This is a genomic window from Sphingomonas beigongshangi (assembly GCF_016820445.1).
GTDB classification, from domain to species: domain Bacteria; phylum Pseudomonadota; class Alphaproteobacteria; order Sphingomonadales; family Sphingomonadaceae; genus Sphingomonas; species Sphingomonas beigongshangi.
The window spans coordinates 93308-118972 of sequence record NZ_JADHDT010000005.1; the positions used below are offsets into that span (position 1 = coordinate 93308).

The 25665-nt window shown below is 67.4% G+C and carries 27 protein-coding genes; 25 read left to right on the forward strand and 2 right to left on the reverse strand.

The genetic code is table 11. The features are described from left to right. Nucleotides 1-11 precede the first annotated feature (11 nt). A complete protein-coding gene (locus IQ292_RS09930) occupies nucleotides 12-662 on the reverse strand; it encodes a L,D-transpeptidase family protein (RefSeq protein WP_238940977.1) in 651 nt (216 codons plus the stop codon). Between the two features lie 296 nt (nucleotides 663-958). Between IQ292_RS09930 and IQ292_RS09935 the strand changes: the two genes are divergently transcribed. The 4 genes from IQ292_RS09935 (at nucleotide 959) to IQ292_RS09950 (ending at nucleotide 3012) form a co-directional block, all read left to right on the forward strand. Then, nucleotides 959-1594 carry a helix-turn-helix domain-containing protein gene (locus tag IQ292_RS09935; RefSeq protein WP_238940978.1) on the forward strand — a complete coding sequence of 212 codons (636 nt, stop codon included), beginning with the start codon at nucleotides 959-961 and terminating at the stop codon, nucleotides 1592-1594. A gap of 34 nt (nucleotides 1595-1628) precedes the next feature. Continuing rightward, on the forward strand, nucleotides 1629-1979 hold the full coding sequence (locus tag IQ292_RS09940) for a hypothetical protein (protein ID WP_203310170.1): 351 nt from the start codon (nucleotides 1629-1631) through the stop codon (nucleotides 1977-1979). A gap of 93 nt (nucleotides 1980-2072) precedes the next feature. Then, nucleotides 2073-2516 carry a hypothetical protein gene (locus tag IQ292_RS09945; protein ID WP_238941005.1) on the forward strand — a complete coding sequence of 148 codons (444 nt, stop codon included), beginning with the start codon at nucleotides 2073-2075 and terminating at the stop codon, nucleotides 2514-2516. Between the two features lie 28 nt (nucleotides 2517-2544). Then, nucleotides 2545-3012 (forward strand): hypothetical protein, encoded by a 468-nt coding sequence (locus IQ292_RS09950; RefSeq protein ID WP_238940979.1) that lies wholly within the window; start codon nucleotides 2545-2547, stop codon nucleotides 3010-3012. Here the strand turns inward: IQ292_RS09950 and IQ292_RS09955 are convergent. After that, nucleotides 2999-3205, reverse strand: a complete 207-nt coding sequence (locus IQ292_RS09955; RefSeq protein ID WP_203310172.1) for a hypothetical protein — start codon at nucleotides 3203-3205, stop codon at nucleotides 2999-3001. The genes IQ292_RS09950 and IQ292_RS09955 overlap by 14 nt on opposite strands. A 108-nt stretch (nucleotides 3206-3313) precedes the next feature. Between IQ292_RS09955 and IQ292_RS09960 the strand changes: the two genes are divergently transcribed. From IQ292_RS09960 to IQ292_RS10060, 21 genes are all read left to right on the forward strand, one after another. Then, nucleotides 3314-3766 carry a phasin family protein gene (locus IQ292_RS09960; protein WP_238940980.1) on the forward strand — a complete coding sequence of 151 codons (453 nt, stop codon included), beginning with the start codon at nucleotides 3314-3316 and terminating at the stop codon, nucleotides 3764-3766. Nucleotides 3767-4041: 275 nt separating this feature from the next. Further along, the gene (locus IQ292_RS09965; RefSeq protein WP_203310173.1) at nucleotides 4042-4563 is read left to right on the forward strand and encodes a CcdC protein domain-containing protein; all 522 of its coding nucleotides are present in this window, start codon (nucleotides 4042-4044) and stop codon (nucleotides 4561-4563) included. An 84-nt stretch (nucleotides 4564-4647) separates the two neighbouring features. Then, nucleotides 4648-7782: an intermembrane phospholipid transport YdbH family protein gene (locus IQ292_RS09970; RefSeq protein WP_203310174.1), complete on the forward strand. Its 3135-nt coding sequence runs from the start codon at nucleotides 4648-4650 to the stop codon at nucleotides 7780-7782. 29 nt (nucleotides 7783-7811) lie between these two features. Further along, nucleotides 7812-8015 carry a YnbE family lipoprotein gene (locus IQ292_RS09975; protein ID WP_420853675.1) on the forward strand — a complete coding sequence of 68 codons (204 nt, stop codon included), beginning with the start codon at nucleotides 7812-7814 and terminating at the stop codon, nucleotides 8013-8015. After that, a complete protein-coding gene (locus IQ292_RS09980) occupies nucleotides 8015-8386 on the forward strand; it encodes a YdbL family probable chaperone protein (protein ID WP_203310175.1) in 372 nt (123 codons plus the stop codon). Before IQ292_RS09975 ends, IQ292_RS09980 begins: the two co-directional genes overlap by 1 nt. A 608-nt stretch (nucleotides 8387-8994) precedes the next feature. Further along, on the forward strand, nucleotides 8995-9318 hold the full coding sequence (locus IQ292_RS09985; RefSeq protein WP_203310176.1) for an AtpZ/AtpI family protein: 324 nt from the start codon (nucleotides 8995-8997) through the stop codon (nucleotides 9316-9318). 38 nt (nucleotides 9319-9356) lie between these two features. Further along, a complete protein-coding gene (locus IQ292_RS09990; protein ID WP_203310177.1) occupies nucleotides 9357-10148 on the forward strand; it encodes a F0F1 ATP synthase subunit A in 792 nt (263 codons plus the stop codon). 46 nt (nucleotides 10149-10194) lie between these two features. After that, nucleotides 10195-10425: a F0F1 ATP synthase subunit C gene (locus IQ292_RS09995; protein ID WP_115378701.1), complete on the forward strand. Its 231-nt coding sequence runs from the start codon at nucleotides 10195-10197 to the stop codon at nucleotides 10423-10425. Nucleotides 10426-10480: 55 nt separating this feature from the next. Next, on the forward strand, nucleotides 10481-10975 hold the full coding sequence (locus IQ292_RS10000; RefSeq protein WP_203310178.1) for a F0F1 ATP synthase subunit B family protein: 495 nt from the start codon (nucleotides 10481-10483) through the stop codon (nucleotides 10973-10975). Further along, nucleotides 10968-11615 (forward strand): F0F1 ATP synthase subunit B family protein, encoded by a 648-nt coding sequence (locus IQ292_RS10005; protein ID WP_203310179.1) that lies wholly within the window; start codon nucleotides 10968-10970, stop codon nucleotides 11613-11615. The genes IQ292_RS10000 and IQ292_RS10005 overlap by 8 nt, the downstream gene beginning before the upstream one ends. 217 nt (nucleotides 11616-11832) lie before the next feature. Further along, nucleotides 11833-12153, forward strand: coding sequence for a DMT family transporter (locus IQ292_RS10010; RefSeq protein ID WP_203310180.1), 321 nt, complete (start codon nucleotides 11833-11835; stop codon nucleotides 12151-12153). A gap of 69 nt (nucleotides 12154-12222) precedes the next feature. After that, the gene (locus IQ292_RS10015) at nucleotides 12223-12708 is read left to right on the forward strand and encodes a hypothetical protein (protein ID WP_203310181.1); all 486 of its coding nucleotides are present in this window, start codon (nucleotides 12223-12225) and stop codon (nucleotides 12706-12708) included. A gap of 105 nt (nucleotides 12709-12813) precedes the next feature. After that, nucleotides 12814-14736, forward strand: coding sequence for an excinuclease ABC subunit UvrC (gene uvrC, locus IQ292_RS10020; protein WP_203310182.1), 1923 nt, complete (start codon nucleotides 12814-12816; stop codon nucleotides 14734-14736). Nucleotides 14737-15134: 398 nt separating this feature from the next. After that, a complete protein-coding gene (locus IQ292_RS10025) occupies nucleotides 15135-16304 on the forward strand; it encodes a GmrSD restriction endonuclease domain-containing protein (protein WP_238941008.1) in 1170 nt (389 codons plus the stop codon). 3 nt (nucleotides 16305-16307) lie between these two features. Further along, nucleotides 16308-16784, forward strand: a complete 477-nt coding sequence (locus tag IQ292_RS10030) for a HEPN domain-containing protein (RefSeq protein WP_203310184.1) — start codon at nucleotides 16308-16310, stop codon at nucleotides 16782-16784. 176 nt (nucleotides 16785-16960) lie between these two features. After that, nucleotides 16961-17164, forward strand: a complete 204-nt coding sequence (locus IQ292_RS10035) for a hypothetical protein (RefSeq protein WP_203310185.1) — start codon at nucleotides 16961-16963, stop codon at nucleotides 17162-17164. A 520-nt stretch (nucleotides 17165-17684) separates the two neighbouring features. Further along, entirely contained in the window at nucleotides 17685-18005 is a 321-nt protein-coding gene (locus IQ292_RS10040; RefSeq protein ID WP_287979967.1) for a hypothetical protein, read from the forward strand. Between the two features lie 182 nt (nucleotides 18006-18187). Next, on the forward strand, nucleotides 18188-20980 hold the full coding sequence (locus IQ292_RS10045) for a DUF3857 domain-containing protein (protein WP_203310186.1): 2793 nt from the start codon (nucleotides 18188-18190) through the stop codon (nucleotides 20978-20980). A gap of 52 nt (nucleotides 20981-21032) precedes the next feature. Beyond that, entirely contained in the window at nucleotides 21033-21983 is a 951-nt protein-coding gene (locus IQ292_RS10050; protein WP_203310187.1) for a polysaccharide deacetylase family protein, read from the forward strand. Then, complete coding sequence (locus tag IQ292_RS10055; RefSeq protein WP_338057617.1) at nucleotides 21980-22861, forward strand: GNAT family N-acetyltransferase; 882 nt, start codon at nucleotides 21980-21982, stop codon at nucleotides 22859-22861. The genes IQ292_RS10050 and IQ292_RS10055 overlap by 4 nt, the downstream gene beginning before the upstream one ends. Before the next feature lie 195 nt (nucleotides 22862-23056). After that, nucleotides 23057-25621 (forward strand): TonB-dependent receptor domain-containing protein, encoded by a 2565-nt coding sequence (locus tag IQ292_RS10060; protein WP_338057618.1) that lies wholly within the window; start codon nucleotides 23057-23059, stop codon nucleotides 25619-25621. Nucleotides 25622-25665 lie beyond the last annotated feature (44 nt).

A 25665-nucleotide genomic window follows, 5' to 3' on the forward strand; every position in this document is an offset into this window, starting at 1 on the left:
GCGCGCCGGCGTCAGGCGGCGGGGAGCAGGCTCTTGCCGCGCGTGATGATCACGCGGTCGCCCAGTCTGGCTTCGTTGAACAGCAGACGCGCAAACTTGGTCGGCACGCCGATGCAGCCATGCGTCGCATAGCCCCAGGCGACCTCCGTCCCGTGGATCGAGACGCCGTCGTTGGTCAGCCGCAGCATATAGGGCATCGGCGCGTCGTAGAGGTTGGAGACGTGATGCGCGTCCTTCTGCGTGATCGGGAACGTGCCCAGCGGCGTCGGCTTGTCGTCCGCGCCGTAGAGGATGGCGGCCGCGCCGATCTCATAACCGTCGCGGAACACGGACAGCGTCTGCGCGGCGAGATCCACCGTGATGATCAGCGGTCCGTCCGGCACGCCCTTGGTGTCCCAGGCATAATCGCCGAACTTGATCGCGCCGATCGGCAAGACGCGCTTGATCGTCATCGCCGTCGCGGTCGATTCGGCAGCGGGCCCGCGCTTGGGCGATGCAGCGGGCGCCGCCGCGCGCGCGGGGCGCATGATTGCGGCACGCGGCGTCGGCGCCGCGACCGCCACTGGCCGCGGCGGCAGACGCGACACGCTTGCCGCCGCCAGGACGGCGATGCCGGAACCGCCGAGGATGAGCTTTGCCGCGAGGGCGCGGGGCAGATGCATGCGAAGATCCCGCAGATACGATATCGGGGTCCACCATCGTCGATCCCCGGCGTGCTGGCTAGGCGGCGATTTGCACCGTGCCGTGGTGGTACGAAGCGAGCCTGCTTTAATTGAGTCGAAATCCGACGTGTGTTCCAGCGCGGCGAAACTTCGGCTAAGTTGATGCAAATCGACTTGTTACGAAGCCTGGTAACCATGATAGGACAGGATTTCGCCCGATGCGAGGATGGTGGAACGAGTGCCGATAAGCCGGCGACCCATTGATGGCCGAGGCACGGCACGGCGGGGCGGGAGGCATGATGCCGCCGGTCGGTGACGGTCTCGACCCCATGCGGTTCGACCGTCTGTCGCCTCGCCAGCGCGATTGCCTGCGCGGGGTCCGCGCGCTGCGCGGGTCGAAGGAGATCGCGCTCGATCTGGGCATCGAGAAATCGACGGTCGACGGCTATCTGACGGAGGCCGTCCGTATCCTCGGCGCGCGCAACCGTCGCGACGCGGCGCTGATGTTCGGCGCGTACGAGGATTCGCAGGCGCCGATCGACGCGGCACCGGCAGAGGCGGATGGCGCGGTCGGCGACCGAGCCCCTGCCTTTGCGGGGGACAGCCCGCATGATCCGGCCCCCGACAAAATCGGGGGATATTCTGTGCGGCTGGCGGATCTGCCGTCCCAGCCGCCAAGCGAGGCCCTGCCGGACGAGACGATCGCCAGGCAACCGGGGGTGACCGGGGAGCGGCAGGCGACAGCCGTCTCCCCGGGACTCGGGTTGCCCTTCCGGCGGAAAGGGCAGGCGCGCAACCCGCTGTCGATCGGAGACAGGTTGATCTGGATCCAGGCCATCGCACTCGGCATCGCCGTCGGTTTCGGCATGTTGATGACCGGCCTCCAGGCCCTGACCGGCCTGATCGCGGCGCTCACCCGCTCCCTTTCCTGAACCGACGGGAACCCGACAGGGTGGAAAGGTGGCCATGTCCTATACGAATCCGCAAGTCGCGGCCGACGCCGTCGCGCAGCTGCTCTGGAAGCTCGAGACCCAGCTCGACGAGGCGTTCGCGACGGGAGGCGAGCTTCTCGCGGCGCTGCCCCGCGCCCGCGCCGCGGCCAACCTGCCCGCGATCGCCGGACAGCAGGCGTTCGAACTGTTCGGGCAGGCCGTCATGGCGCTCGGCGCCGCCCGCGGTCACACCGTCGCCGGCCATCGCATCGTCGAAAAGGTCGGCCGTCAGATCGGGTATGAGACGAGCTTCGGCGACGAAAAGCCCAAGCCCGATTTCGCCCCGACGGGCATCGATGCCGCGCATCTGCGCATCGCTGCCTGAGGAATCATGGCTTGGCCGTCAGACTGCTCCTTTGACCGGCCAAGCCATGACCCGCACACAGCATGATCCGGTACGGATTAGGTGCCGCGCGTGATGCACGTTCTCGTCTTCAATTGCGCCCTGGGTCTGGTGTGCCTGATAGCGTTCCTCGCCGGCGGAGCGCCGGAACGATGGACGGCGATCATCTTCATCATCGGCGCGGCAGCGACCTTCGTCGCGCCCTTCTACAATGCCCAGCGACCCTATGGCGGGCTGGAGCCGATGCTACTCGCCATCGACGTATTGATGCTGGGCGGCCTGGTCGCCATCGCATTGCGCGCGGACCGCTATTGGCCGCTCTATGTCAGCGCGCTGCACCTGATCGGGATTGCGGTGCACGGCGTGAAGGCGATCCAGCCGGCGCTCGTTCCGTGGATGTATGCCGGGGCGAGCGGAAAGATCGCCTATCCGATGCTCGTCCTGCTCGCCGTCGGCGCCGTGCGCCACCGCAAGCGCGTGCTTCGTTTCGGGAGCGACCCGGACTGGTCGCCGCTATGACGGCCATGACGAGGGGGAGCGTCGCACTATGACCGCCGAAATCCGCCTGTTGCGGTGGCCGGAACAGGATCGCGACGACTATGAGCGGCTCGTCGCGGCGATCGAGCGCGTGCGCAGGGCCGCGGCGCGGACGCGCGGAGAGATGGCCGCGACGGTCCCGGCCGGGCCCGCCGAGCCGAGCGACGTCGATCGCGCGCGCACGCTGCTGGCGCAACGGCGCGCGCGCGACCGCGCCGCCGGGCCGCTGGTGGAGATTTTCGGCGAGCCGTCCTGGGACCTGCTGCTGGCGGCGTTCGTCGCCGGCGAGGAGCGGCAGTCGCTGCGCCTGACCGAAGCCGCGGCGGCGGCGGGCATCCGCGCGTCGGTCGCGCAGCGGTGGTTCGCGGTGCTCGCCGAGCGCGGCCTGATCGTGCGCAAGGATTCCGACGCCGATCCCGACATGACGCTGACCCCCGACGGGCGGACGCTCGTCCTGCGCTGCATCAGCGAGGTGTGATCGGCCCGTCGCGTTTGCCCGTCAGCCGCTCCACCTCGTCGCGCATCATCTCGAGTCCCTGGAAGATGTGCGTGGCGGCGACCGATTGACCGAGGTCGTCGGCGAGCCGCACCAGCTCGTCGCCCAAGGCGATCGCCCGCAACAGCAGTTCGCCGCGGATCTGGCGTTGCATGGCGTCGTCTGGCTGCTGCATGCCGACAGCTTGTATCGCGCTGGCGGGCGGGTGCAACGGCCGCCGCCGCCGCGCGTTGGGGGCAGATCGCTCCAGGAGCGACAATCGGCACCGAAGCGGAGACAATCGATGGCTGACGAGGAGACGCCGACGGGCGCGGATCAGGCCGGCAGGGCCGCCGACGCGATGCGCGACATCACCGACCGCTGGGCCGACCGCTGGCGCGAGGCCGGCGACCGGGCCCGCGACTCGTTCGGGGAGCATGTCGTCGATCCCGCCCGCCGTGCGGGGGAAGCGATGCGCGCGAGCGGCCGGCACGCCGCCGAAGGCAGCCAGGCGATCGGCCTCAAGATGCTCGAATCGGCGGAGCGCAACACGCGCGAGGCGTTCGCCGCGATGCGCGAGGCCGCGCAGGCGCGCGATCTCGCGGAGGTCATGCGCATCCAGGGCCAGTTCCTGCGGGGCCAGGGAGAGCGTGCGTTCGACCAGGCACGCGAGATCGGCGAGTTGATCGTGCGCATCGGCCGCGAGTCCGTCGCCTCGCCCCGCGCCGAGCATCCCCCGCGCGAGGACGAGAGATAACCGGTACGCCGTCCGGGCGAGCGCCCGCCGCAGGCGGAGGATGACGGCAGGCTCCCCTTTCCCACGGCGGAAACCGGCACCGGATCGGCTGGCCAGGCACGCGTTCGGCCCGCATGGGGCCCGTGCCGCGCCTGGCCTTGCCGACCCGGTCGCGCTGCCACATGATGGGCCTAATCGTGCATCGCGGCCAATTCCGGCGGCGGCGGCGGCTGCGCCCTCGCGGTGGACCGTGCCAACGGACCGGTCGGGGCGGCCGGAAACGGGGGGAGATCGACATGCAAGCACATCCTGCGCCGACCTGGGTCACCTATGCGATTACCGCCGTCGTCATCGCGGTCGTCATGGCGCTGCGCTGGCGGCGGATGCGGCAGGTTCGCCCGCTCAAGATCGAGCAGCTGTGGATCGTGCCGGCGGTCTTTGCCGTGGCGGCGGCGAAGACCTTCGCCGTGACCCCGCCGCATGGGCTGGCGTGGCTGTTCTGCCTGTTCGCGCTGGCGCTGGGGGCGGCGCTCGGCTGGCAGCGCGGGCGCATGATGCGTCTGACGGTCGATCCGGCGACGCACAGGCTCAACCAGACGGGGTCGCCGGCCGCGATGCTGTTCCTCATCGCGTTGGTCGTCGTGCGCACCGCGGCGCGCTCCGCGGCCACGATGCGCGGCGGCGTGCTGGGCCTCGATCCGATCGCCGTCACCGACATGATGATGGCGCTCGCCTTGGGGCTGTTCGCGGCGCAGCGCATGGAAATGTATCTGCGCGGGCGGCGGTTGCTCGCGGAGGCACGCGCCGGTCTTGCCTGAGGCCGCGGGTCCCGGCGCGGTCCCCGTGTCGGGGCACGGATGTGTCGATTGCGTCATGACCGCCGCACGGCCTAAGGGGAAGGCATGAGCGACCCAGGCGCCGAAGCGGACTCCTCGGCGCCGCGCCCGGTCCGCGACATCCCGCGCATCGGGCGCGTCGGACGGGTCATGCTCGGCATCGCCGTCGTGATCCTCGCGGTGCTTGTCGCCGTCTGGATCGTCCGCAAGCCCATCGCCGGCCGGGTCATCGATCGCGAACTGGCGCGAAAGGGCGTGGTCGCGCGCTACCATGTCGGCGACCTCGGCTTCGGAGCGCAGCGCCTCACCGACGTGGTGATCGGCGATCCGCGTTCGCCCGATCTCGTCGCCGACTGGCTGGAGACGCGCATCGGCTATGGCTTCGCCGGACCGCGCCTCGTCGGCGTCCGCGCCGGGCACGTGCGGCTGCGCGGACGGATCGTCGGCGGCAGGCTGACGCTCGGCGAACTCGACAAGCTGATGGGGCCGCCCAGCGGCAGGCCCTTCGCCTTGCCCGCGCTGCGCGCCCGGATCGCGGACGCGCGGATGCGGCTGGAGACCCCGTTCGGGTTGGTCGGCCTGAAGCTCAGCGGCGACGGCAGGCTCGACGACGGATTCGTCGGGACGATCGCGGCCACGTCGCCCCGCATCGCGGTCGCCGGCTGTACCGCGGACGGGCTGGCGGCGGTCGTCGGCGTGGAGGTGGCGCGGGGCGCGCCGCACCTGACCGGCCCGCTACGCGCCGATCGGCTGGCATGTCCGACCGGAAGGATATCGCACGCCGCTCTTGGCCTCGACGCGACGCTCGGTGCCGCGCTGGACCGCTGGCGCGGACGGATACGGCTCGTCGGCGGCCCGGCCATGGTATCGCAGATGAAGGCGGCGCGGCTGGCCGGTACCGTCGATTTCGCCGGCACTGCCGCCGCCACGACCGGCAGCGTCGATGTGAGAGCGACGGGGGTTGCGCGGGGCGTCGATACGGCGCGGCGCATGACCATCGCCGGCCGCTATGCGATCGGCTCGGAAGCGCGTTTCGACGGCGACCTCGCCATCGAGAGCGCGCGCAGCGGCGCGCTCGCGCGGTTCGATCCCCGCTCGCTGGGTGCCGGTACGCCGCTGGCGCCGCTCATCCAGCGCGCGGGTACGGCGCTTGGCGCGGCGGCGAGAAATTTCGACGCCCGTGCCAGGCTGCATCTCGACGCCGACCGGGCGACCGTCTCGATGCTGAACCTTGCCGCGGCCAGCGGCGCACGGCTCGGCGCGACCGGGCAGGGCGTCGCCTATCGCCTGTCCGACGGCACGGTGACCGCCGACGCACGCCTCGCGCTGTCGGGCGGCAGCCTGCCGACGGCGTCGGCGGTCATCGCCCGCGGGCCGGGCGGCAGGATGCGCGGTCGGGTGGCGGTGTCGCCTTATGCCGCGGGCGATGCCCGGCTCGCGCTGTCGCCCGTGTCCTTCGTCGTCATGCCGGGCGGCGCGGCGCATGTCGTCACGCTCGCGCGACTGTCCGGGCCGATCGGCACGGCGGGGCGGGTGGACGGGGTGACGATGCCGCTCGACCTGCGCTTCGATCGGCAGGGCGGGATCGCCCTGAACCCGGGCTGCACGCCCCTCGCGATCGGCCGGCTTGCCGTCTCGGGACTGGTTCTCGACCCGTTCCGAAGCCGGCTGTGCGCACCGGGGGTGGCGCTCGTGCAGGTACGCGGCGGGCGCATCGACGGCGGCGCGCGGCTCGCGGCGACGCATCTGACCGGGCGGCTGGGGGCGACGCCGCTCGATCTCAGCGCATCGGGAGCGAACCTTCGCCTCGCAGAGCGCAGCTTCACGGTCACCGGCCTGGCGGCCCGGCTGGGGCCGCCGGATCGCGTGACGCGGCTCGACCTCGCCACGCTGACCGGTCGGATCGCCGACGGCGGCATCGCGGGCCGCTTCTCGGGCGGGGGCGGACAGATCGGCGCGGTGCCGCTGCTGCTGGGCGATGCGGCGGGGGACTGGACGTTCCGCGCCGGCGCGCTGGCGCTCGGCGGCGGCCTGACCGTGCGGGACACGGCCGAGGCCCCGCGCTTCAACACCATGGCCGGGCGCGACGTGACGCTGCGCCTCGCCGGCAACGTCATCCGTGCGACGGGCGTGCTGGCCGAACCCACGACCGGCACCAAGGTCGCCGACGTCACGATCGTCCACGACCTTGCGAAGGGCGCGGGCGACGCGGACCTGGCCGTGCCGGGCATCACCTTCACCAAGACCTTCCAGCCCGACCTGCTCACCCGGCTGACCTATGGCGTCGTCGCCGAGGTCGCGGGAACGGTGACGGGGCAGGGGCATATCGGCTGGAGCCCGGCCGGCGTGACCTCAACCGGGCGGTTCGGCACGAAGGACATGAACCTCGCCGCCGCCTTCGGTCCGGTCACGGGCCTGTCGACGACGATCGCCTTCACCGATCTGCTCAACCTCGAAAGCGCGCCCGGACAGGTCGCGACGATCAAGAGCGTCAATCCCGGCGTCGCCGCCAATGACGGCACGATCCGCTACCAGACGCTGCCCGGCAACCGCGTGCGGATCGAGGGTGGCGAATGGCCCTTCGCCGGCGGCGCGCTCACCCTGCTGCCGACATTGCTCGATTTCTCGACCGACCAGGTGCGGCGCATGACCTTCCGCATCCGCGGCGCGGCGGCGGACCAGTTCCTGCAGCAGTTCGACTTCCAGAACATCGACGCCACGGGGGTGTTCGACGGCGAGTTGCCGATCGTCTTCGATGCGAGCGGCGGCCGGATCGAGAACGGCTTCCTCAAGGTGCGTGAGGGCGGCGGCGGCATCGCCTATGTCGGCACGCTGACCCAGAAGGACCTCGGCTTCTGGGGCAATCTCGCCTTCCAGGCGCTCAAATCGCTGCGCTATCGCAGCCTGACGATCACGATGAACGGGCCGCTCGCGGGCGAGATGGTGACGGAAGTGCGCTTCGCCGGCGTCAGCCAGGGGAAGGGCGCCAAGTCGAACGTCCTGATCCGCCGGCTGGCGAGGCTGCCCTTCGTGTTCAACATCCGGATCAAGGCGCCCTTCCGCGGGCTGCTCGATTCGGCGCAGTCCTTCTACGATCCCAGCCGGCTGGTGCGTCGCAACCTGTCGCAGCTGATCGACCAGCAGGACAAACAGACCCAACAGGGCGGCATTCAGCCTCCCGCAAGCGAGACCGTGCCATGAGACGAGCAGGATTGACGAACGGGCGACGGATGACGACCTTGCTCGTGATGAGGGGTTTGGCGATGATCGGCTTGGTGGCGGCGACGGGGATGACGGGCGGATGCGTCAACGTCACCGCGCCCGACAAGCCGATCGAGATCAACCTCAACATCGCGGTCACGCAACAGGTGGTCTATCGCCTCGATGGCGAGGCCAAGTCGCTGATCCAGCAGAACCCCGGGGGTATTTTCTGATGCACAAGGTCCTGATGGTTGCCGGTGCGGCGGCTCTCGCTGGCCTTTCGGTACAGGCGTCGGCGCAGCGCGATCCCGCCTATCAGGCGGCGCGGGCGGCGAAGCAGGTCGGCGAACAGCCCGACGGCTATCTCGGCGTCGTCGGCGGCGGCAGCCCCGCGCTCCAGGCGATGGTCCGCGACATCAACATCAAGCGCAAGGCGGCCTATACGCAAAGCGCGCAGGCCAATGGCTCGACGGTCGAGCAGTTCGCCTTCACCACCGGCTGCAACCTCGTCGCGCGCGTCCCGGTCGGCGAGATGTACAAGACGCCGTCCGGCCAGTGGAAGGAGAATACCGGCACGCCGGAACTCGACGGCCGCTGCAAGTAACGCCGCTCCCTTTCCGCCGTCATCCCCTCGGAAGGCGGGGGCGCCCTATCCATCGTCATCCCCGCGCAGGCGGGGATCCAGACGCGCAGGTTTTGCGTATGCCGGACCCCGGCGTCTCTGGATTCCTGCCTGCGCGGGCATGACAAACGTGGGAAAAGGCGCCCACGCCCTCTTCGTCATCCCGGCGCACGCGGGACCCATGGACACGGTGTATGACGGACGTCGCGCGCCATTCGCGCCGATCGCAACCATGGGTCCCGGCGTGCGCCGGGATGACGAAGGTGGGGGGGCATGTCGCCGCTTCCGGGCCGGCATCCCTGTCGGTCTCTCACCTCCCCGAGGGTGTCATCCCCGCGAAGGCGGGGATCCAGACGCGCAGGCTTCCCGTAAGCCGCACCGCCGGCGTCTCTGGATTCCCGCCTGCGCGGGAATGACGAAGAGGGGCGGGGCAAGGAGACACGCCAGCCCGGCCGTTCATCCCCGCGTAACAATCGCAGGCGGTTGACACCCCAAGGCCCCTTATCTAGACGCGACCTTGCCTTGGCGGGATCGCTCGCCGATCGTGCGCTTTCCTCCCCCGGCCGATACGATTGGGTTGAGGATGACGCATGGCGGATGAGGGTCCGGGACAGGACTTCGGCAGCACGGCGGAAGATCCGCGGCTTTCCGCGCTCGACGAGCGGCTCCGGGAAGCGCGGCATCGGGAAGCGGTGCGGACGGGGCAGGCGGTACCGGATGCGGACGCGGGCTATTCGCTCGGCAACCGGGTGCTGGCGGCGCTGATCGGAAGTCTCGTCGGCTCGGCGCTGATCGGCTGGTGTATCGACCGCTGGTTCAGCACGACCCCCTGGGCACTGATCGTGATGCTGTTCCTCGGAATAGCGGTCGCGTTCAGGCAGATCATACGGATCACAGGCACGCGCCCGGACTAAACCGGGCGTTTGTCGTATTGGAAGGCGAGCGAAGGCACGTGGCGGCAGAAGCGGGCAGCAAGATCGATCCGATGCACCAGTTCCTGATCGAACCCCTGTTCGGTCAGCGCTGGGTCGTCGCGGGGCACGACCTGTCCTTCACCAATTCCGCCCTGTGGATGGTGATCACGCTCGTCAGCCTGTGGCTGTTCATGCTCGGCGGCATGAAGCGCCAGCTGGTGCCCGGCCGCTGGCAGGCGGCGGTGGAGGGCTTCACCGGCTTCGTCCAGGGCATGCTGCTGTCGAACATCGGGCCGGAGGGCAAGCGCTTCGTCCCCTATGTCTTCTCGCTGTTCATGTTCATCCTGTTCGCCAACATCTGGGGCCTGACCCCGGTCGGCGTCGTGCCGGGATGGCATCCGTTCACCATCACCAGCCACCTGACCGTCACCGGCGTGCTGGCGATCATCAGCTTCTCGATCGTGCTCATCGTCGGCTTCGGCAAGCACGGCTTCCACTTCTTCAGCCTGTTCGTGCCGCACGGCACGCCGGTCCTGATGATCCCGCTGATCTTCGTCGTCGAGCTGATGAGCTTCCTGGTGCGCCCGTTCAGCCTCGGCCTGCGACTGTTCGTCGCGATGACCGCGGGGCACATCCTGCTGAAGGTGCTCGCCGCCTTCGTCATCAACGGCATCAATTTCGGCCCCGGCTACAGCCTGCTGATCTCGCTGCCCAGCTTCGCGCTGATGCTCGGCATCACGCTGCTGGAGCTGCTGGTGGCGGCGATCCAGGCCTATGTCTTCGCGCTCTTGACCAGCGTCTATCTCAACGATGCGGTCAACCTGCACTAAGAGTTTTCGTACCAACCGTTTAGATTTTCGAACTGGAGTGATTGAAATGGACGCAGAAGCCGCTCGCATGCTCGGTGCCGGTCTGGCCGCCATCGGCATGGGCCTCGCCTCGCTCGGCGTGGGCAACGTGTTCGCCAAGTTCCTCGAGGGCGCGCTGCGCAATCCGGGTGCGGCGGACAGCCAGCAGGGCCGCCTGTTCATCGGTTTCGCGGGCGCCGAGCTGCTCGGCCTGCTCGCCTTCGTGACGATGATCATCCTGGTGTTCGTCGCCAAGTAATGTCGTCGGCAGGCGGCGAGCCGTTCGCGGCCGCCGCCCGCCACGAGAGGACGCCATGCCACAGATAGCCCAGCTCTCCGCCACCTACGCCTCGCAGATCTTCTGGCTGCTCGTCACCTTCGGCATCCTGTATTTCGGGATCGGCAAGGTGATGGTGCCAAAGGTGATCGCGACCGTGGACGCGCGCGAGGCGCAGGTCGCGGGCGACCTCGCCGCGGCGGAACAGGCGCGCCTGTCCGCCGACGCGGTCGAGGCGGCATGGCGTGCCGAAATGGATTCCGCCCGTGCCGCGGCGCAGGCGGAGACCACCGCTGCCAAGGCGCGCGCCGCCAAGGCCGCGGAAAGCCAGATCCACGCGGTCGACGCCGAACTGGCGGAGCGGCTCGCGCATCACGACCTCGCCGTCGGCAATGCCAAGGCGCAGGCGATGCTCAACCTCCAGTCCGTCGCGGCCGAAGTCGCGCAGGAGCTGGTGGGCAAGGTCGCCGGACTCCAGGTCAGCATCGAAGCCGCCGCAGATGCGGTCCGCCGGAGCAGCGCCCATGGCTAATCCCGCTTCCAACGCCAGCACCGACGCGTCGATCGCGGCGAACCTCGCCGATGCGACGCAGACCGAGGGGCTGCAGCCGCGCGACGTGCGCGACGCGAGTGCGGTGACCAACGGCGTCGCCGAACCGACGGCGCATCACGTCGAGGAACCGACCGCGCTCGGCTTCAACACCACCGGCTGGGTCGGCATCGCCGCGCTTGTCGTGCTGATCGGCATGATCGTCGCCAAGGTGCCGGGCAAGATCGGCGCCGCGCTCGACGGCAAGATCGCGGCGATCCGCGCCCAGCTCGAAGAGGCGAAGACGCTGCGCGCCGAGGCGGAGGCGCTGCGCGCGGAATATGAGGCGAAGGCCAAGGCCGCCGAGGCCGACGCCGCGACGATGCGCCATCACGCGCAGCAGGAGGCGAACCAGATCATCGCCAAGGCGAAGCAGGACGCGGAGGAGCTGATGGCCCGCCGCACCAAGCGCGCCGAGGACAAGATCGCTGCCGCCGAGCGCCAGGCGATCGCCGAGGTCCGCGCGCTTGCCGCCGATACGGCCGCGCGCGCCGCCGCGACGCTGATCGCGGAGCATCACGACGGCGGTGCCGACAAGACAATGGTCGATCGCGCCATCGCGGGGCTCGGCCGCCCGCACTGATCGGGTTTCCGGGGCGCCATGCCCTTGTCCGCTGGTGGCAAGCGTGCCTCTGCGGACGCAGGAGCCCGGAGCCGCACGCGGAGCGCCTGTGGTCCTGCGTTCCTGCGTTCGCAGGAACACGCTGCGCCGCGGTTGATGCTGACATCCGACGCCGTCTCTTCCCGGGTTTCCGGCGGCGTCCCTAGCTGAATCGAGCCCGCCACAAGGAGTCGCCTCCATGTCCTGGGCCATTCTCGCCGTCGCCGTCGTCACCGAGATCTGCTGGGCGCTCAGCCTGAAATGGGCGGCGACGCTCGGCACGTGGCAGGCGTCCAGCGTCCCGATCATCCTGTCCTTCGTCAACATGGGCTTGCTCGCGCTCGCGATGCGGGGTCTGCCCGCCGGCACCGCCTATGCGGTATGGACCGGGCTCGGCGCCGTGGGCGTGATCATTGGCGGCGTCATCTTCTTCGGCGACAAGGTCAGCCTCGTACAGGCCTGCTTCATGGCGCTGACCGTGATCGGGGTGGTCGGCACCAAGATCTTCGCGCAAGGCTGAGCGTTTCCGCGCCCGTGCGGCCGTGATAGGCTGGGGGCGGACCACGACGGTCCGGTGAGATGCCCCGCTATGTCGATCGTCCTGTCCGCGTTGATGCTCGCAGTCTTGCCGCAAACCACCGCGGCGGAACGCGCGGGCAAATTCTCCCTCGACCTGCCGGCGGACGATTCGGCCGCGCCCCCGGCCGTGCCGAAGGGGGACAGCGTCGCACCCGCGCCGGCGGCGCCGCCGCCCGATGCCGTGGCGCCCGCCGCCGCGCCGCCGGAGGCGCCGGCGAAGGGCATCGCCTCGCATTTCTCCCTCGACACGCCGATCGCCGATCTCATCGCCGATCCGGCGGCCAAGGCGGTGCTCGACAAGGACATGCCCGGCCTCAGCGACGACGAGAATTTGCCCAGGTTCCGCATGCTGTCGCTGCGTCGGCTCGCGCCGCTCAGCGGCGGCCAGATGACGGCGGACCTGATGCAGAAGCTCGCCTTCGATCTTGCCGCGCTCGGCGGCGGTGCGCCCCCGCCGCCCGCGAAGAAGCGCCCGGGGCCGACCAGCGGGCGGTGAAATGCGGGCCGTGACGGCCGCAGCCTGATCGTCACGCCGGTACCGATTCCACGCATGTGGATCAGACTCTAGCCGCGCCCGTGCGCGACTCCTACATGCAGCCGCATGTCAGGCTACGGCCCCCCCGATCGCTTCAACGAGGAACGCGCCACCTTCACCGTCCGCGGATCGGACACGCCCGATCTTGATGCGGGCGTGGCGGCGATCCGCAACGTGCTGAAGACGCTGCCCAACCGCTCCGGCGTCTATCGCATGCAGGACGCAAAGGGCGACGTCCTCTACGTCGGCAAGGCGCGCTCGCTGAAGCAGCGCGTCGCCAATTACACGCAGATCAAGCAACTGCCCAAGCGCCTCCAGCGCATGGTGTCGCAGACGCGGGCGATGACGATCGTCACCACCAACAACGAGGCGGAGGCGCTGCTGCTCGAGGCGCAGCTGATCAAGAGCTTCCGTCCCGCCTACAACGTGCTGTTGCGCGACGACAAAAGCTTCCCCTTCATCCTGCTGCGCACCGACCACGATTTCCCGCGCGTGCAGAAGCATCGCGGCGCCCGCCGCGCGCCGGGCAATTACTACGGCCCCTTCGCCAGCGCCGGCAGCGTCAACAACACGCTCAACGCCCTGCAAAAGCTGTTCCTGCTGCGCTCGTGCACCGACAGCTTCTTCAAGACGCGCGACCGGCCGTGTCTGCTCTACCAGATCAAGCGCTGCTCCGCGCCCTGCGTCGGCCGCATCGATACCGAGGGCTACAAGGACCTGGTCGACGATTGCCGCGACTTCCTGGCCGGCAAGTCGACGAAGGTGCAGGCCAAGCTCGGCGCGCAGATGCAGGCCGCCGCGGAGAACATGGACTTCGAGCTCGCCGCGCTGCTGCGCGACCGGCTGAAGGCGCTGACCTTCGTCCAGGGCACGCAGGCGATCAACGCGGAGGGGGTCGGCGATGCCGACGTCTTCGCGCTGGCGTGCAAGGACGGCGTGATCGGCATCCAGGCCTTCTTCATCCGCGGCGGCCAGAACTGGGGCCACCGCAGCTTCTTCCCCGCCCATACGGCAGAGGTGCCGGAGGACGAGGTGCTGGCGAGCTTCCTGACGCAATTCTACGAGGAGGTGCCACCGCCGCGCACCATCCTGCTCGACCGCGACCTGTCCGAGGGGGCGTTGCTGATGGAGGCGCTCGGCGAGCGCGCCGGCTACAAGGTCGCGATCTCCGTGCCGCAGCGCGGCGATCGCCGCCGGTTGATGGACCAGGCGAAGCGCAACGCGATCGAGGCGCTCGAACGCCGGCTGGCGGAAAGCACGACGCAGGCGCGGCTGCTGCGCGAGGTGGCGGACCTGTTCGGCCTCGACGGCCCGCCCGACCGGATCGAGATCTACGACAACAGCCACATCCAGGGCACCAACGCGCTCGGCGCGATGGTGGTCGCGGGGCCGGAGGGCTTCCGCAAAGGCCAGTATCGCAAGTTCAACATCAAGGGGAACGAGGCGGCGACCAACGACGATTTCGGCATGATGCGCGAGGTGTTCCGCCGCCGCTTCGCCCGCCAGCTGGAGGAGGCACCCGATCGCGACGACGGCACCTGGCCAGACCTCGTGCTGATCGACGGTGGTCGCGGCCAGCTCAATGCCGCCAAGGCGGTGCTGGAGGATCTCGGTATCGAGGACGTGTGCCTCGTCGGCATCGCCAAGGGGCCGCATCACGGCCGCGAGGGGCGCGAGGTCTTCCACCTGCTCGACGGGCGCGAGTTCCAGCTGCCGGTGAACGCCCCCGTGCTCTTCTACCTCCAGCGCCTGCGCGACGAGGTCCACCGCTTCGTCATCGGCGCGCATCGCGAGAAGCGCGCCAAGGCGATCGGCGCGAGTCCGCTCGACGAGGTGCCGGGCATCGGCCCCGCCCGCAAGAAGGCGCTGCTGATGCATTTCGGCACGGCGCGGGCGGTGCGCAACGCCAGCCTGGAGGATCTGCGCAAGGCGCCGGGCGTGTCGAGCGCGGTGGCGCAGCAGGTCTACGACTTCTACCACGCGCGGTAACGGTTTGATCCGGGCGCGGGAAACGGCGCCGGCCGGAGAGGGTGCCGGTCCCGCCGGCGACCGCGCCTCGCTACGGTGCGTCCTGCTTCCGGTGGGTGCGGTTCGCATCGTGGGTGCTGGACGCCCCCTTCATTCGGCGATTGGTCTACCTGATCAAATTGACCGCTTGCGCCCGATCGTCGCCGTCTAGCTGGCTCGTTCGCGACACCAGAAGCGGCCATTGGTTCACGAGAACCGAAACCGCCGAGATTGGGGCGCCGGGATCGATGGTAATGGGTCGTTTCGGTATTGTTATCTATTGAGGTGAGCGACAACCAAGGCCGCGTTAGCCCTTGCTCCGCAGTCAATTTCGTCCAGAAGGGTTTGTGAATAGCAGAATGGGTGTGACAGTGAGCGACATGGGAAGCGCCCCTGAAGAAACTTCGGTATCGGAAACGCCCGCGCTGGACGGTGCTGTAGCCGCAAGCCCCGGTACAGACGATCAAGTAGCGTCTACCGACGAGTATGAGATCGCCTTAGCCGAAGGTGTCGATGATGAGACGCTTTGCGATGATACGGCGGAAACAACGCGCTTTTCGATTACCAGCTACGGCGCAGATTACACCGTCGATACCCTCGTTAAGCGGATGCGTAACGAGGCGTTTACAATTCCTAGCTTTCAACGCCGATTTGTTTGGTCTCAGCGGCACGCATCCAAGTTCATCGAGTCCTTGCTGATGGGATTGCCTGTTCCGGGCATATTCCTTTATCGCGAGGGAGCGACGAACAAGCATCTCGTGATCGACGGACAACAACGCTTGCGTACGTTGCAGGCGTACTATGACGGGCTGTTCGGCGAGCGGAAGTTTCGGCTAATTGGCGTTATCGATGAGTGGGCAAACAAAACCTACGCCGAACTCTCGCCGTCGGATCAGTTGAAACTCGACGACTCGATCGTTCATGCCACCATTTTTTCACAGGATGAGCCGGAGAACGCTCTAGATAGTGTGTATTTTGTTTTCGAACGCATCAACACTGGTGGCATTCGATTAACAGCGCAGGAAATCCGCAATGCAATCGCCGCTGGACCCTTCACAGATATGGTCCGCGATCTGAACGTGAATGCCGATTGGAGGGCGATATTTGGAGCAGAAATTAATAAGCATTCGAAAGATCAAGAATTAATTACTCGCTTCCTCGCACTCCATGATGATAGCGCGAAGTATTCTCGTCCAATGTCGAAATTTCTAAACAAGTATTCCCAGTCTATGAACAAAGTCAATGATGCCGAACGAAGTAAGCGGGCGGAAATCTTTGTGAAGACCATCGGTATGTTAAATAAATCACTGGGAAGTAAGGCTTTTCGTCCATCGCGATCTCTCAATGCTGCTGTCTTCGACGCCGTTATGGTCGGGCTGGCGAAGCGGCTTGAGAACGGTAGCCCGCCGACTAGCGATAGCGTTAAAGACGCCTACGGTGCGCTGCTTGGAAGAGATGACTTCAGGCGATATTGGATTCGAGCTACCGCTGACGAAGATAGCGTCCGCAAGCGTATCGAAATGGCGACAGAAGCTTTTGCTGGTATCTGATCTATGGATCACGAGCTAAAGGCCCGGCTCAAGACGCTCGACGGTTTCATCGCGCAGGCCCGAGCCTTACCTGAAGATGATCAACTCAAGAGTTATCTATGTAGGCTGGGAACGGTTCTCATCTGCGGCAATATCGAGCAATCGGTACAGATAATAATCTTGAGTCGTCTCCGCCCTAAAGCTCACGATCATGTGTTAAATTTTATAAAGTCACATTTCAAGCGGGGGCAAAATCTCGATTGTGAGGCAATACAGCAATTGCTGACACGCTTTGATGCTGGCTGGTATAAAGCTTTCTCCAAATTCGTAGATGATAATCCGGGTCTAAAGGACGGCATTTCCTCTTGCTATGCGATTAGGAATTCTACCGCTCACGGTGGTTCCCAATCGGTTGGGATTCGAGGACTAAACGAAATGTTTGAGACGCATAAGCGGTTAATCGACGGTTTGGTCGCGGCCACCGCCGTTTGGGGAGGTTGACCGCAAAACGGTTTTTATTCTTCGCTTTTTGTCTCACTTCGCATCACTCATAATTTAACTCTCTGGGTGTAAATGTTTTCATGTGTTTTCACCCTACTGAGATTTTTTGTATTGCATCCGGCCGCCTTTCGGATGCCGAGGAGCTGGCGGCCGGGTTCTCTTTGGGAACGCCATCGGTGGCTATCTACGACTGCCAAGAGCGCAAAGCCGGCCTGCCGGTCTGCCCGGCCGGAATGGCGGATATTAGCAAAACCGGCTTTCACATCAACGACGCTGCATGTCTCAAGGTGGTCGAGTGCTGCCGTGGCGAGTTCGATGAACGAACGGCAGCTTACGCCATCTGCGAAGCCAAAAAGCGGCTGGGCTGCTTCCCCCCATAACTGGACATTCCGTGATCGCGTAGGAGTACCGCAATGGCGAGGCCTGCGACATGATAGCGGCGGAGATGACGCTGTGCAGAATCGCCGCCGCGAAGATGCAGCGTGAGACATGACCTTTGCTCCGAGCGATTGGCGCCCAATCACGGCAGGCATCGAGAACCCGCTGTCCGAACGGCAGTATAACATCCGAACCGGATATATCTCCGATGTCTACCCGCAGGAATGGTGTTAGTACGACAAAGGCGACGGTCCGCCTGCGGCTCTTTCCCATCGTAGGCAGATCGGTCGAGGCGGCGGCACCGCCGATGAGCGAGGCGAACGGGTGCGACTTTAGCGACCTTTCGCGGGCGCGGTCGGGCTTTGCCGAACTACCGCCAGACCGCGCAGGAATCACCCCACCGCTTCGGCAAAACTACTCACGCCCGCTGCGGGAAGTACCAGACAGGAACACTTCCGGCGGAGCCGGGTTTCTGGGCCATATCGGCCGCAAATCCGCTGCCGCTCACGCAGGGGAAATGCCGTGGTCCGTTTCGTCGCCGTCGTCGCTCTGGGTATGCTCGCCACCGGCTGTGCCGCGCCGTCGACGCGAATCGCGATGGGGCTGGAGCGTTATGGCCTGGACGCGCAGCGATCGACCTGCGTCGGCGACCGGTTGCAGAGTAACTTGTCGCTCGGCCAGCTGCAGCAGCTCGGCAACGCCGCCGCGGCCTATCGCCGCGACGATCCCAATCCGGCGCAGCTGACGCTCGGCGACCTGCTCCGTGTCGCCGGCGAGATCAAGGATCCGCGCATCGCGCTGGAGGTGGGCAAGGCCGCGGCCGGCTGCGGGGTCGTGGCCTAACGCCGCGCCGCTGCCGCTGACGCACTTTGGCATCTGATCCGGCAGGGCCGGATCGGGGCGGGGGCGGCACCGCGTCCATGCACCGGATCGGGCCCTGCGCCGGGTCTGCACGGGATCGGCACGGACAAGCCCCATTGCGCGCCGTCTCGCCGCGGGTACACTCGCCGGCAATGACGGGGGGAATGATGACCAAGTGGGTGGTGGCGGCGCTGCTGGCGTCGGCGAGCATGTCGGCGCAGGCGGCAGACAAGATCCTGTATCAGCCCGCGCCGGACTGGGTGAAGCCGGCGCCCGCGATTGATCCGGCCAGGATCACCGCCGACTCGCCCGTCCTGCTGATGCTCGACAACCAGCAGCGGCTGCAGGACGGCACCGTCTGGGCCTATACGGACACGGCGACCCGTGCCGCGACGACCGAATTGCTCGGCCAGCTGGGCACCGTCAGCCTGACGTGGCAGCCCGCCGCGGGCGACCTGATCGTCCATCGCGCGGAAATCATCCGCGGCGGCGACCGCATCGACCTGATCAAGGCGGGGAAGGGCTTTTCCGTCATCCGCCGCGAACAGAAGCTGGAGCAGCGCCAGCTCGACGGCATGCTCACCGCGACCATGGCGGTGGAAGGGCTCCAGGTCGGCGACATCCTGCACGTCGTCGCATCGATCACGCGCAAGGACGGCGCGCTCGGCGGCCAGATGCAGGGGTTCACCCCGCTCGCCGCCGCGCCGCTCAAGATCGGTTTCGCCCGTGCGCGGCTGCTCTGGCCGGACAAGGCGGCCGTGCGGTGGAAGACCTATGCCGATGGCGCAACGCCGGTCGAGACGGTCGCCGGCGGCTATCACGAGCTGACGGTGCCGCTTCCCTTGCCCAAGCCGGCGGACCTGCCCAGCGACGCGCCCGCGCGGTTCCGCAAGCTGCCGGTGCTGGAGGCGTCGAGCTTCGGGGGCTGGGAGGACGTCTCGCGCGTCATGGCCCCGCTCTATGCGACGGATGGCCTGATCGCGCCCGGCGGCGCGCTCGCCGGCGAGATCGCGAAGATCAGGGCGGCAAGCCCCGACCCGATGCTGCGGACCGCCGCGGCGCTCCGGCTGGTGCAGGACCAGATCCGCTACCTGTTCAACGGGATGGACCAGGGCAACTACCGTCCCCAGACGCCCGCCGAGACCTGGGCGGCGCGCTATGGCGATTGCAAGGCGAAGACGCTGCTGCTGCTCGCGCTGCTCCATGGCCTTGGCATAGAGGCGGAGCCGGTCCTGGCGAACAGCCAGCTCGGCGACCTGCTGCCGACGCGCCTGCCGACACCCGGCGCCTTCGACCATGTGCTCGTCCGCGCGACGGTCGGCGGGCAGGTCCTGTGGCTGGACGGGACCGACGGCGGCGCGCGGCTGGAGGACGTCACCGACACGCCGCCGTTCCGCTACGTCCTGCCCGTGCGCGCCGCCGGGTCGGCGTTGATCCCGCTGCCGATGCGCGCGCATGCCCGGCCCGACGTCGAACTCGCCACCGAGCTCGACGAGAGCGCGGGTGTCGACCTGCCCGCGCCGTTCAAGGCGACGGTCAGCGTCCGTGGCCGCGTCGCGCAGATGATCCAGGCCGCGCAGGCGCAGGCCAGCAAGGACGACATCGCGACGATGACGAGTACGATGCTCGGCAAGCTGATCGGCAGCGTGACCGTCGTCGATCGCAAGCTCGCCTATGACCCCGCGACGGGTCTGGCGACGATCAGCGCGACCGGGATCGCCTATCCCGAATGGAAGCGCCGCGACCAGCGGTTCCGATCGGCGATCGACCATGCGATCAGCGACTTCACCTTCGAGCCCGATCGGTCGCGCACCACGTGGCGCGCTATTCCCGCCGGTCTCGGCGACGGGTTCCACTATCGTACGGTCACCCGAATCCGCCTGCCCGCCGGTGGCAACGGCTATGCGCTGGACGGCGACCAGAGCTTCGCGCGCCCGATCATCGGCGCGACGGTGACGCGAACGGTGAAGCGCGACGGCGCCTGGCTGACGGTGGAGGATCGGGCGGTGTCGCCGGGGGGAGAGGTGGCGGTCGAGCAGATCCCCGCGGAGCGCGCGGCGCTCGCCGCGGCCAAGGGCAGGCTGCTCAGCATCGTCGCGCCGGCCGACCTGCCGTCGCGCTACCAGCGCGTCCAGGCGGCGCGCAAGCTCGGCGGGTTCGCCGGCCTGCTCGCGCTCTACGACCAGGCGATCGCCGACAAGCCGGACGAGGCGGGACCGCTGACGGAGCGGGCCTGGTTCCGCGAACAGATCTACGACCGGCCCGCCGCGATCGCCGATCTCGGGCGCGCGCTGGCGATCAGTCCCACCGTCGACAGCTATCGCTGGCGCGCGCGGCTGTTCCGGGACGGCGGCGACAATGCCAAGGCGTTCGCCGATCTCGAGGCTGCCCACAAGCTTGAGCCCGATTCGGAGGCCGTGATCCGCCAGCTGGCGCTGCTGCGGGCGGATACCGGGCAGACGGACGCCGCGCTCGACCTGGTCCAGGTCCGCATCGACGCCGGTGGCGAGGACAAGGCGCGCATGATGGCGCTGAAGGCCGACGTGCTGGCGCGCGCGGGCAACAAGGACGCCGCGATCGCGACGATCGATCAGGCGGTCGCGGCAAGTCCCGGCAATCCGCAGCTGCTCAACAGCCGCTGCTGGATCAAGGGAACGCTCGACGTGGCGCTCGACACCGCGCTCAAGGATTGCACGCGCGCCATCGAGCTGAGCGATTCGACCTATGATGCGCTGGACAGCCGGGCGATGGTCTATTTCCGGATGAACCGGCTGGACGACGCGCTGGCCGATCTCTCCGCCGCATTGGACGCGGAACCGGACATGGCGCAGAGCCTGTACATGCGCGGGGTGATCGCGTCGAAGCAGGGGCACGACGGCAAGGCCGATCTGCTGGCCGCGCGTACGCTGTCGCCGCGGATCGACGACGACTATCGGCGTTACGGCATCGTTCCCTGAAGCCTTTGTCATCTTTTGCCATTTGTTCACCCGTGGTCGATAGGGCGTGGCTATGGCGACGCCCGTTTTTCTGACGATCGACACCGAATTCGCGTGGCGGCACCACGCCGCCGGGCTCGACGCCGATGAAATCTATGCCCGGTCGATCGAGCCCGCCGGGGTCGGCCTGGGCTTTCAGCTGCGGCTGCTCGCGGAGCATGGGCTGAAGGCCTGTTTCTTCGTCGATCCGATGCCGGCGTTGCTGTTCGGGCTCGCGCCGATCCGGCGGATGGTCGAGGCGATCCAGGAGGCCGAGCAGGAGGTACAGCTGCACCTCCACCCCAATTGGACGGGGGGGCGCGCCGGCGATCGTGGTGCCACGCACGGCCGTTTCCAATTGTACAAATATTCGCTCGCTGAGCAGATCGACCTGCTGCGCGGCGCGACCGAGCTGCTGGTCGCCGCCGGTGCGCGGCACCCGATCGCCTTCCGCGCCGGTGGCTATGCGGCCAACGACGATACGCTGAAGGCGCTGGCGCAACTCGGATTCCTCTATGACAGCAGCCACAATGGCGCGGAAGGGGACGAGAGCCGCATCGGTCTCGCGGCGTCGCAGATCGCGCCGCTGCGTGCCCGGGTCACCGAAGTGCCCGTGACCGTGATCGCCGAGGCACCGGGGCTCTGGCGTCACTTCCAGCTCTGTGCGCTGTCGTCGGCGGAGGCGGAGGCCGCCCTCGACCATGCGGTGGCGGAGGGGCATGCCGCCGTGACGATCGTGAGCCACGGCTTCGAGCTCGCCAATCGCCTCGGCACCCGCGCCAATGCGGTGCACGTCCGCCGGTGTGAGGCGCTGTTCCGCATGCTGGCCGATCGGCGCGCCGTGTTGCCGACGACGCACTTCGCCGACCGGCCGACGCTGGCGCTGGGACAGGACGATGTGCCGCTCGCGCCGAGTGCGCGCCGCCGCCGCTGGCGGCAGGCGGAACAGCTCTGGTCGAACTGGGTCGCCGAGCGCGCGGCGTGACCGTCGTCCCGCTGCGGTTCCAGATCGGTGCCCGCACGCTCGCCAGCGTGTCGCGCCGACTGGACCGCATCGCGCTGTCGTTGGAGGACGTCCTCGCCCTGCGCGTACCGGCGCTGCCGGATAGGGCGGGGGACGGTTATCTGGTCACGTCGCTTCCTCAGGCGCTCCGCGAGCGGATCGAGGCCAAGGGGCGGATCGTGGCGGAGCGCCAGTGCTACACGCGCTACTATACCGACCTGTCGATCGGCCATGCGGCGTGGCTTTCGAGCCTGTCCGGTCAGGCGCGCTCGACGCTGAGGCGCAAGTCCAAAAAGGCGGTCGCGGCAGGACTGGAGATCCGTGCCTTCCGTACCGCAGAGCAATTCGACTCCTTCCACCCGCTCGCCCGAATGATCTCGGCGCGCACCTATCAGGAGCGTCTGCTCGACGCGGGGCTGCCCGAGGACAGCCGGCGGGTCGCGACCCTGCGGGCGGCGGCGGCGCGCGACGAGCTGCGTGCCTGGCTGTTGCTGATCGCCGGCAAGCCCGTCGCCTACCTCTGCTGCACGGCACAGGGTAGCGCGCTTCGCTACGATCATGTCGGGCACGACCCGGCTTACGGCGAATTGTCGCCGGGCACCGTCCTCCACGCCGCGGCGATGGCGGCGCTCTTCGAAGACCGCTTCCGCTGGTTCGACTTCACCGAAGGCGAGGGGCAGCACAAGCGGTTGTTAGCCACCAACGGCATCGCCTGCGTCGACCTGCTGGTTCTGCGTCCGACCCTCGCCAATCATGTGATCGCGATCGCCTCGATGGGTTTCGATGGCCTGGTTGGACGGGGGAAAAAGCTCGCCCGGCGGCCCGTCATGGCACGGATGTTACGCCGCCTGCGACGGTAGCAGCGCGTGCGGATCGCGGGTCGTCGAGCGATCGGGGGCCGGACGGCGGGCAGCGTTGCAGCGTCGCCACAGTACGGGCGAAAACGGTTACATCCGCGTTGAAATCGATTGCGGTACCGTCGCACGCGGTCATATCGCTTGCCTCGCAGTGGCTAAAAACAGCGCCGCATGAAGTATTTAGTTCAGGAGAGGGTTGTGTTGACCAATTCGCCGATCGGCTTTCGGGCCGCGCTTTTGCTGGGCGCCGCGGCGCTGCCGGCCATGCCCGCGCTGGCGCAGACCGCGCCCGGTACCGCGGCGCAGACGTCGCAGCCGTCAGGCCCGGTAGACAGTGACGTGGCCGCCCAGGCGGACCAGAACCTCGGCGACATCGTCGTCACCGGCACCACGTCCCGGGATCGTCCGCTGATCAGCGCGTCCGCCGACATCACCTATGCCAATCGCGAGGCGATCGACCGTCTCGCACCCCGCTCGACCGCGGACATGCTCAACCTCGTCCCCGGCATCTTCGTCGAGGCGACGGCGGGCCAGGTGTCGAACAACTATTCGGTGCGCGGCCTGCAGGGCGGCGGCCAGCGATTCGTCCAGCTGGAGGAGGACGGCATGCCGATCCTCTACGGCGGGGGCGGCGCGGACTTCTTCTTCGACCAGGACCTCACCATCGATCGGCTCGAGGCGGTGAAGGGCGGCTCGTCGGGCGTGCTGACCGTCAACGGCGCGGGCGCGACGATCAATTTCATCTCGAAGCGCCCCAATTTCAACGAGGCGGAGGGGCAGGCGCGCGTCACCGCCTATAATTACGGCATGAAGCGCGGCGATTTCTATTATTCCGCGCCGTTGGCCGACAACCTCGCCTTCAATGTCGGCGGCTACATCCAGTCGAGCCCCGGCGTGCGCGACAATCCCTTCGACTATGCCGGCTGGCGGCTCAAGGGCATGCTCGAGTACAGGCTCGACGGCGGCGGCTATATCCGCCTGTCCGCGAAGGGTGGCGACGTCGAGAACGCCTATTACGCCGACCAGCCCTATCGCTTCACCAACAACAAGCCGACCGGCATCCCCAGCCTCGATACGCAGTTCGGCAATGTCGGCGGCGATGCGTTCTCGAACATCGCGGTGCCCGTCTCGACCTTCGCACACCCCAGCGGGTTCCGCGAATTCCGGTATCGTGACGGCATCAAGGCGAGGACGGCGCAGGTCCGCCTCGACATCGAAAAGCCGGTGTCGGATTCGATCGACCTGTTCGCGCACGCGCGCTACCTGAAGTATTCCTATGACTTCAACGGCCTGTTCCCCGGCTCCGGCACGGGCAACGCGGGGCTGACCAGCGCGGTCAACTATCTCACTCCGGGGGCGAACTCCCCCATCAACGACCTGCTGACCGCCGGCGCCGCGGCCTATCCGACGGCGGTGCGCTTCGGCATCCAGAACCTGCGCACGGGCGTGGTGCTCGGCGCGAACCAGACCGACGCGCTCAACGCGCTCAACGGCAACGGCTTCCTGCAGCGGACGACGCTCAACCACGACTATATCGACGGCCGCGATCTCGGCATCAACGTCGGCGGCCGCTGGGAAGTCGACAACGGCAGCTTCAAGAACTCGCTGACCGCCGGCGTCATGTACTATAACGTCAAGCGTTCGCAGGATCAGTCCGCGACCGCCAGCGTGGTCAACGACGTCAAGACCAACAGCGACATCTACGACATCGTTGCGCTCAACGCGGGCAATCAGGTCGTCGGGGTCCTGTCGGACAACGGTCTCGTCTCCTACGGCGACTGGGGCGCGGGCATCCGCGAGCGGCTCGACAGCACGGTCTCGCTTTATGCCAACGACGAAATCGCGTTCGGCGACCTGCGTATTGACGGCGGTATCCGCTGGGAGAGCGACCAGGCGACCGCACGCGACGGCAATGCGTCGGCAGTGAACCAGCCGGTCCAGCCCGGTGTGGTCGGCGTCGTCCGCAACGTCGGGTCGAGCTTCGACGGCACGTTCACCGAGACCAAGCGTACACGGCAGAAGGCGGCCTATACGATCGGCGCCAACTACCTGTTTACGCCGAACTTCTCGGTCTATGCCCGCTATGCGAACGGCTTCCAGACCAATAACGTCGATCCGACCACGACCATCGAGCTATACGAGGCGGGCGTCCGCTATCAGTATGGCAAGATCTTTTCGGGCTCGGCGACGGTGTTCCGCACCAACTTCCGCAACCAGAACTATAATTTCTCCGATCCCAACAATCCGTCGCAGCAGGTCAATCTGAACGCGAACCTGCGCACCAACGGCGTGGAGATCGACTTCGTCGTGCGGCCGATCGACGCCTTTGCGGTCGATTTCCAGGGTGTGTTCCAGGACCCGAAGCTGCTCAACCTGCAGCTGAACGGGGTCGACGCAGGCCGGCAATACGAGGGCAACCGTCCGGAGCGGACCCCTGCGCAGCTGTTCACGATCACGCCGACCTACAAGCTGCCGAACGGGATCGGCGACGTCTATGCGCGCTACAAGTTCACCGGCAAGATCTACGCCGACAATGGCAATGGTGTCGCCTTGCCGAGCTATGGCGTGACCGGTGTCGGCGTCAACTTCAACCTCAGTGACAGGCTGCAGCTCAACCTCAATGCCGACAACATCTTCAACGTCATCGGCCTGACGGAGGGCAATCCGCGTCAGGGCCAGACGCAGGCGATCACCAACGGCTATTTCTATGCCCGCGGCATCGTCGGCCCGACCTATGGCGGCTCGCTGACGATGCGGTTCTGACCCGGCGTGGCGGCGGCGGTGGGCGGGAACGTTTCACTGCCGCC

Bases quoted from the DNA above. Each gene is read 5' to 3' on its own strand.
- IQ292_RS09930 (WP_238940977.1), bottom strand. From the start codon at position 662: ATGCATCTGCCCCGCGCCCTCGCGGCAAAGCTCATCCTCGGCGGTTCC.
- IQ292_RS09935 (WP_238940978.1), top strand. From the start codon at position 959: ATGATGCCGCCGGTCGGTGACGGTCTCGACCCCATGCGGTTCGACCGT.
- IQ292_RS09940 (WP_203310170.1), top strand. From the start codon at position 1,629: ATGTCCTATACGAATCCGCAAGTCGCGGCCGACGCCGTCGCGCAGCTG.
- IQ292_RS09945 (WP_238941005.1), top strand. From the start codon at position 2,073: ATGCACGTTCTCGTCTTCAATTGCGCCCTGGGTCTGGTGTGCCTGATA.
- IQ292_RS09950 (WP_238940979.1), top strand. From the start codon at position 2,545: ATGACCGCCGAAATCCGCCTGTTGCGGTGGCCGGAACAGGATCGCGAC.
- IQ292_RS09955 (WP_203310172.1), bottom strand. From the start codon at position 3,205: ATGCAGCAGCCAGACGACGCCATGCAACGCCAGATCCGCGGCGAACTG.
- IQ292_RS09960 (WP_238940980.1), top strand. From the start codon at position 3,314: ATGGCTGACGAGGAGACGCCGACGGGCGCGGATCAGGCCGGCAGGGCC.
- IQ292_RS09965 (WP_203310173.1), top strand. From the start codon at position 4,042: ATGCAAGCACATCCTGCGCCGACCTGGGTCACCTATGCGATTACCGCC.
- IQ292_RS09970 (WP_203310174.1), top strand. From the start codon at position 4,648: ATGAGCGACCCAGGCGCCGAAGCGGACTCCTCGGCGCCGCGCCCGGTC.
- IQ292_RS09975 (WP_420853675.1), top strand. From the start codon at position 7,812: ATGACGACCTTGCTCGTGATGAGGGGTTTGGCGATGATCGGCTTGGTG.
- IQ292_RS09980 (WP_203310175.1), top strand. From the start codon at position 8,015: ATGCACAAGGTCCTGATGGTTGCCGGTGCGGCGGCTCTCGCTGGCCTT.
- IQ292_RS09985 (WP_203310176.1), top strand. From the start codon at position 8,995: ATGGCGGATGAGGGTCCGGGACAGGACTTCGGCAGCACGGCGGAAGAT.
- IQ292_RS09995 (WP_115378701.1), top strand. From the start codon at position 10,195: ATGGACGCAGAAGCCGCTCGCATGCTCGGTGCCGGTCTGGCCGCCATC.
- IQ292_RS10000 (WP_203310178.1), top strand. From the start codon at position 10,481: ATGCCACAGATAGCCCAGCTCTCCGCCACCTACGCCTCGCAGATCTTC.
- IQ292_RS10005 (WP_203310179.1), top strand. From the start codon at position 10,968: ATGGCTAATCCCGCTTCCAACGCCAGCACCGACGCGTCGATCGCGGCG.
- IQ292_RS10010 (WP_203310180.1), top strand. From the start codon at position 11,833: ATGTCCTGGGCCATTCTCGCCGTCGCCGTCGTCACCGAGATCTGCTGG.
- IQ292_RS10015 (WP_203310181.1), top strand. From the start codon at position 12,223: ATGTCGATCGTCCTGTCCGCGTTGATGCTCGCAGTCTTGCCGCAAACC.
- uvrC (WP_203310182.1), top strand. From the start codon at position 12,814: ATGTCAGGCTACGGCCCCCCCGATCGCTTCAACGAGGAACGCGCCACC.
- IQ292_RS10025 (WP_238941008.1), top strand. From the start codon at position 15,135: ATGGGAAGCGCCCCTGAAGAAACTTCGGTATCGGAAACGCCCGCGCTG.
- IQ292_RS10030 (WP_203310184.1), top strand. From the start codon at position 16,308: ATGGATCACGAGCTAAAGGCCCGGCTCAAGACGCTCGACGGTTTCATC.
- IQ292_RS10045 (WP_203310186.1), top strand. From the start codon at position 18,188: ATGATGACCAAGTGGGTGGTGGCGGCGCTGCTGGCGTCGGCGAGCATG.
- IQ292_RS10050 (WP_203310187.1), top strand. From the start codon at position 21,033: ATGGCGACGCCCGTTTTTCTGACGATCGACACCGAATTCGCGTGGCGG.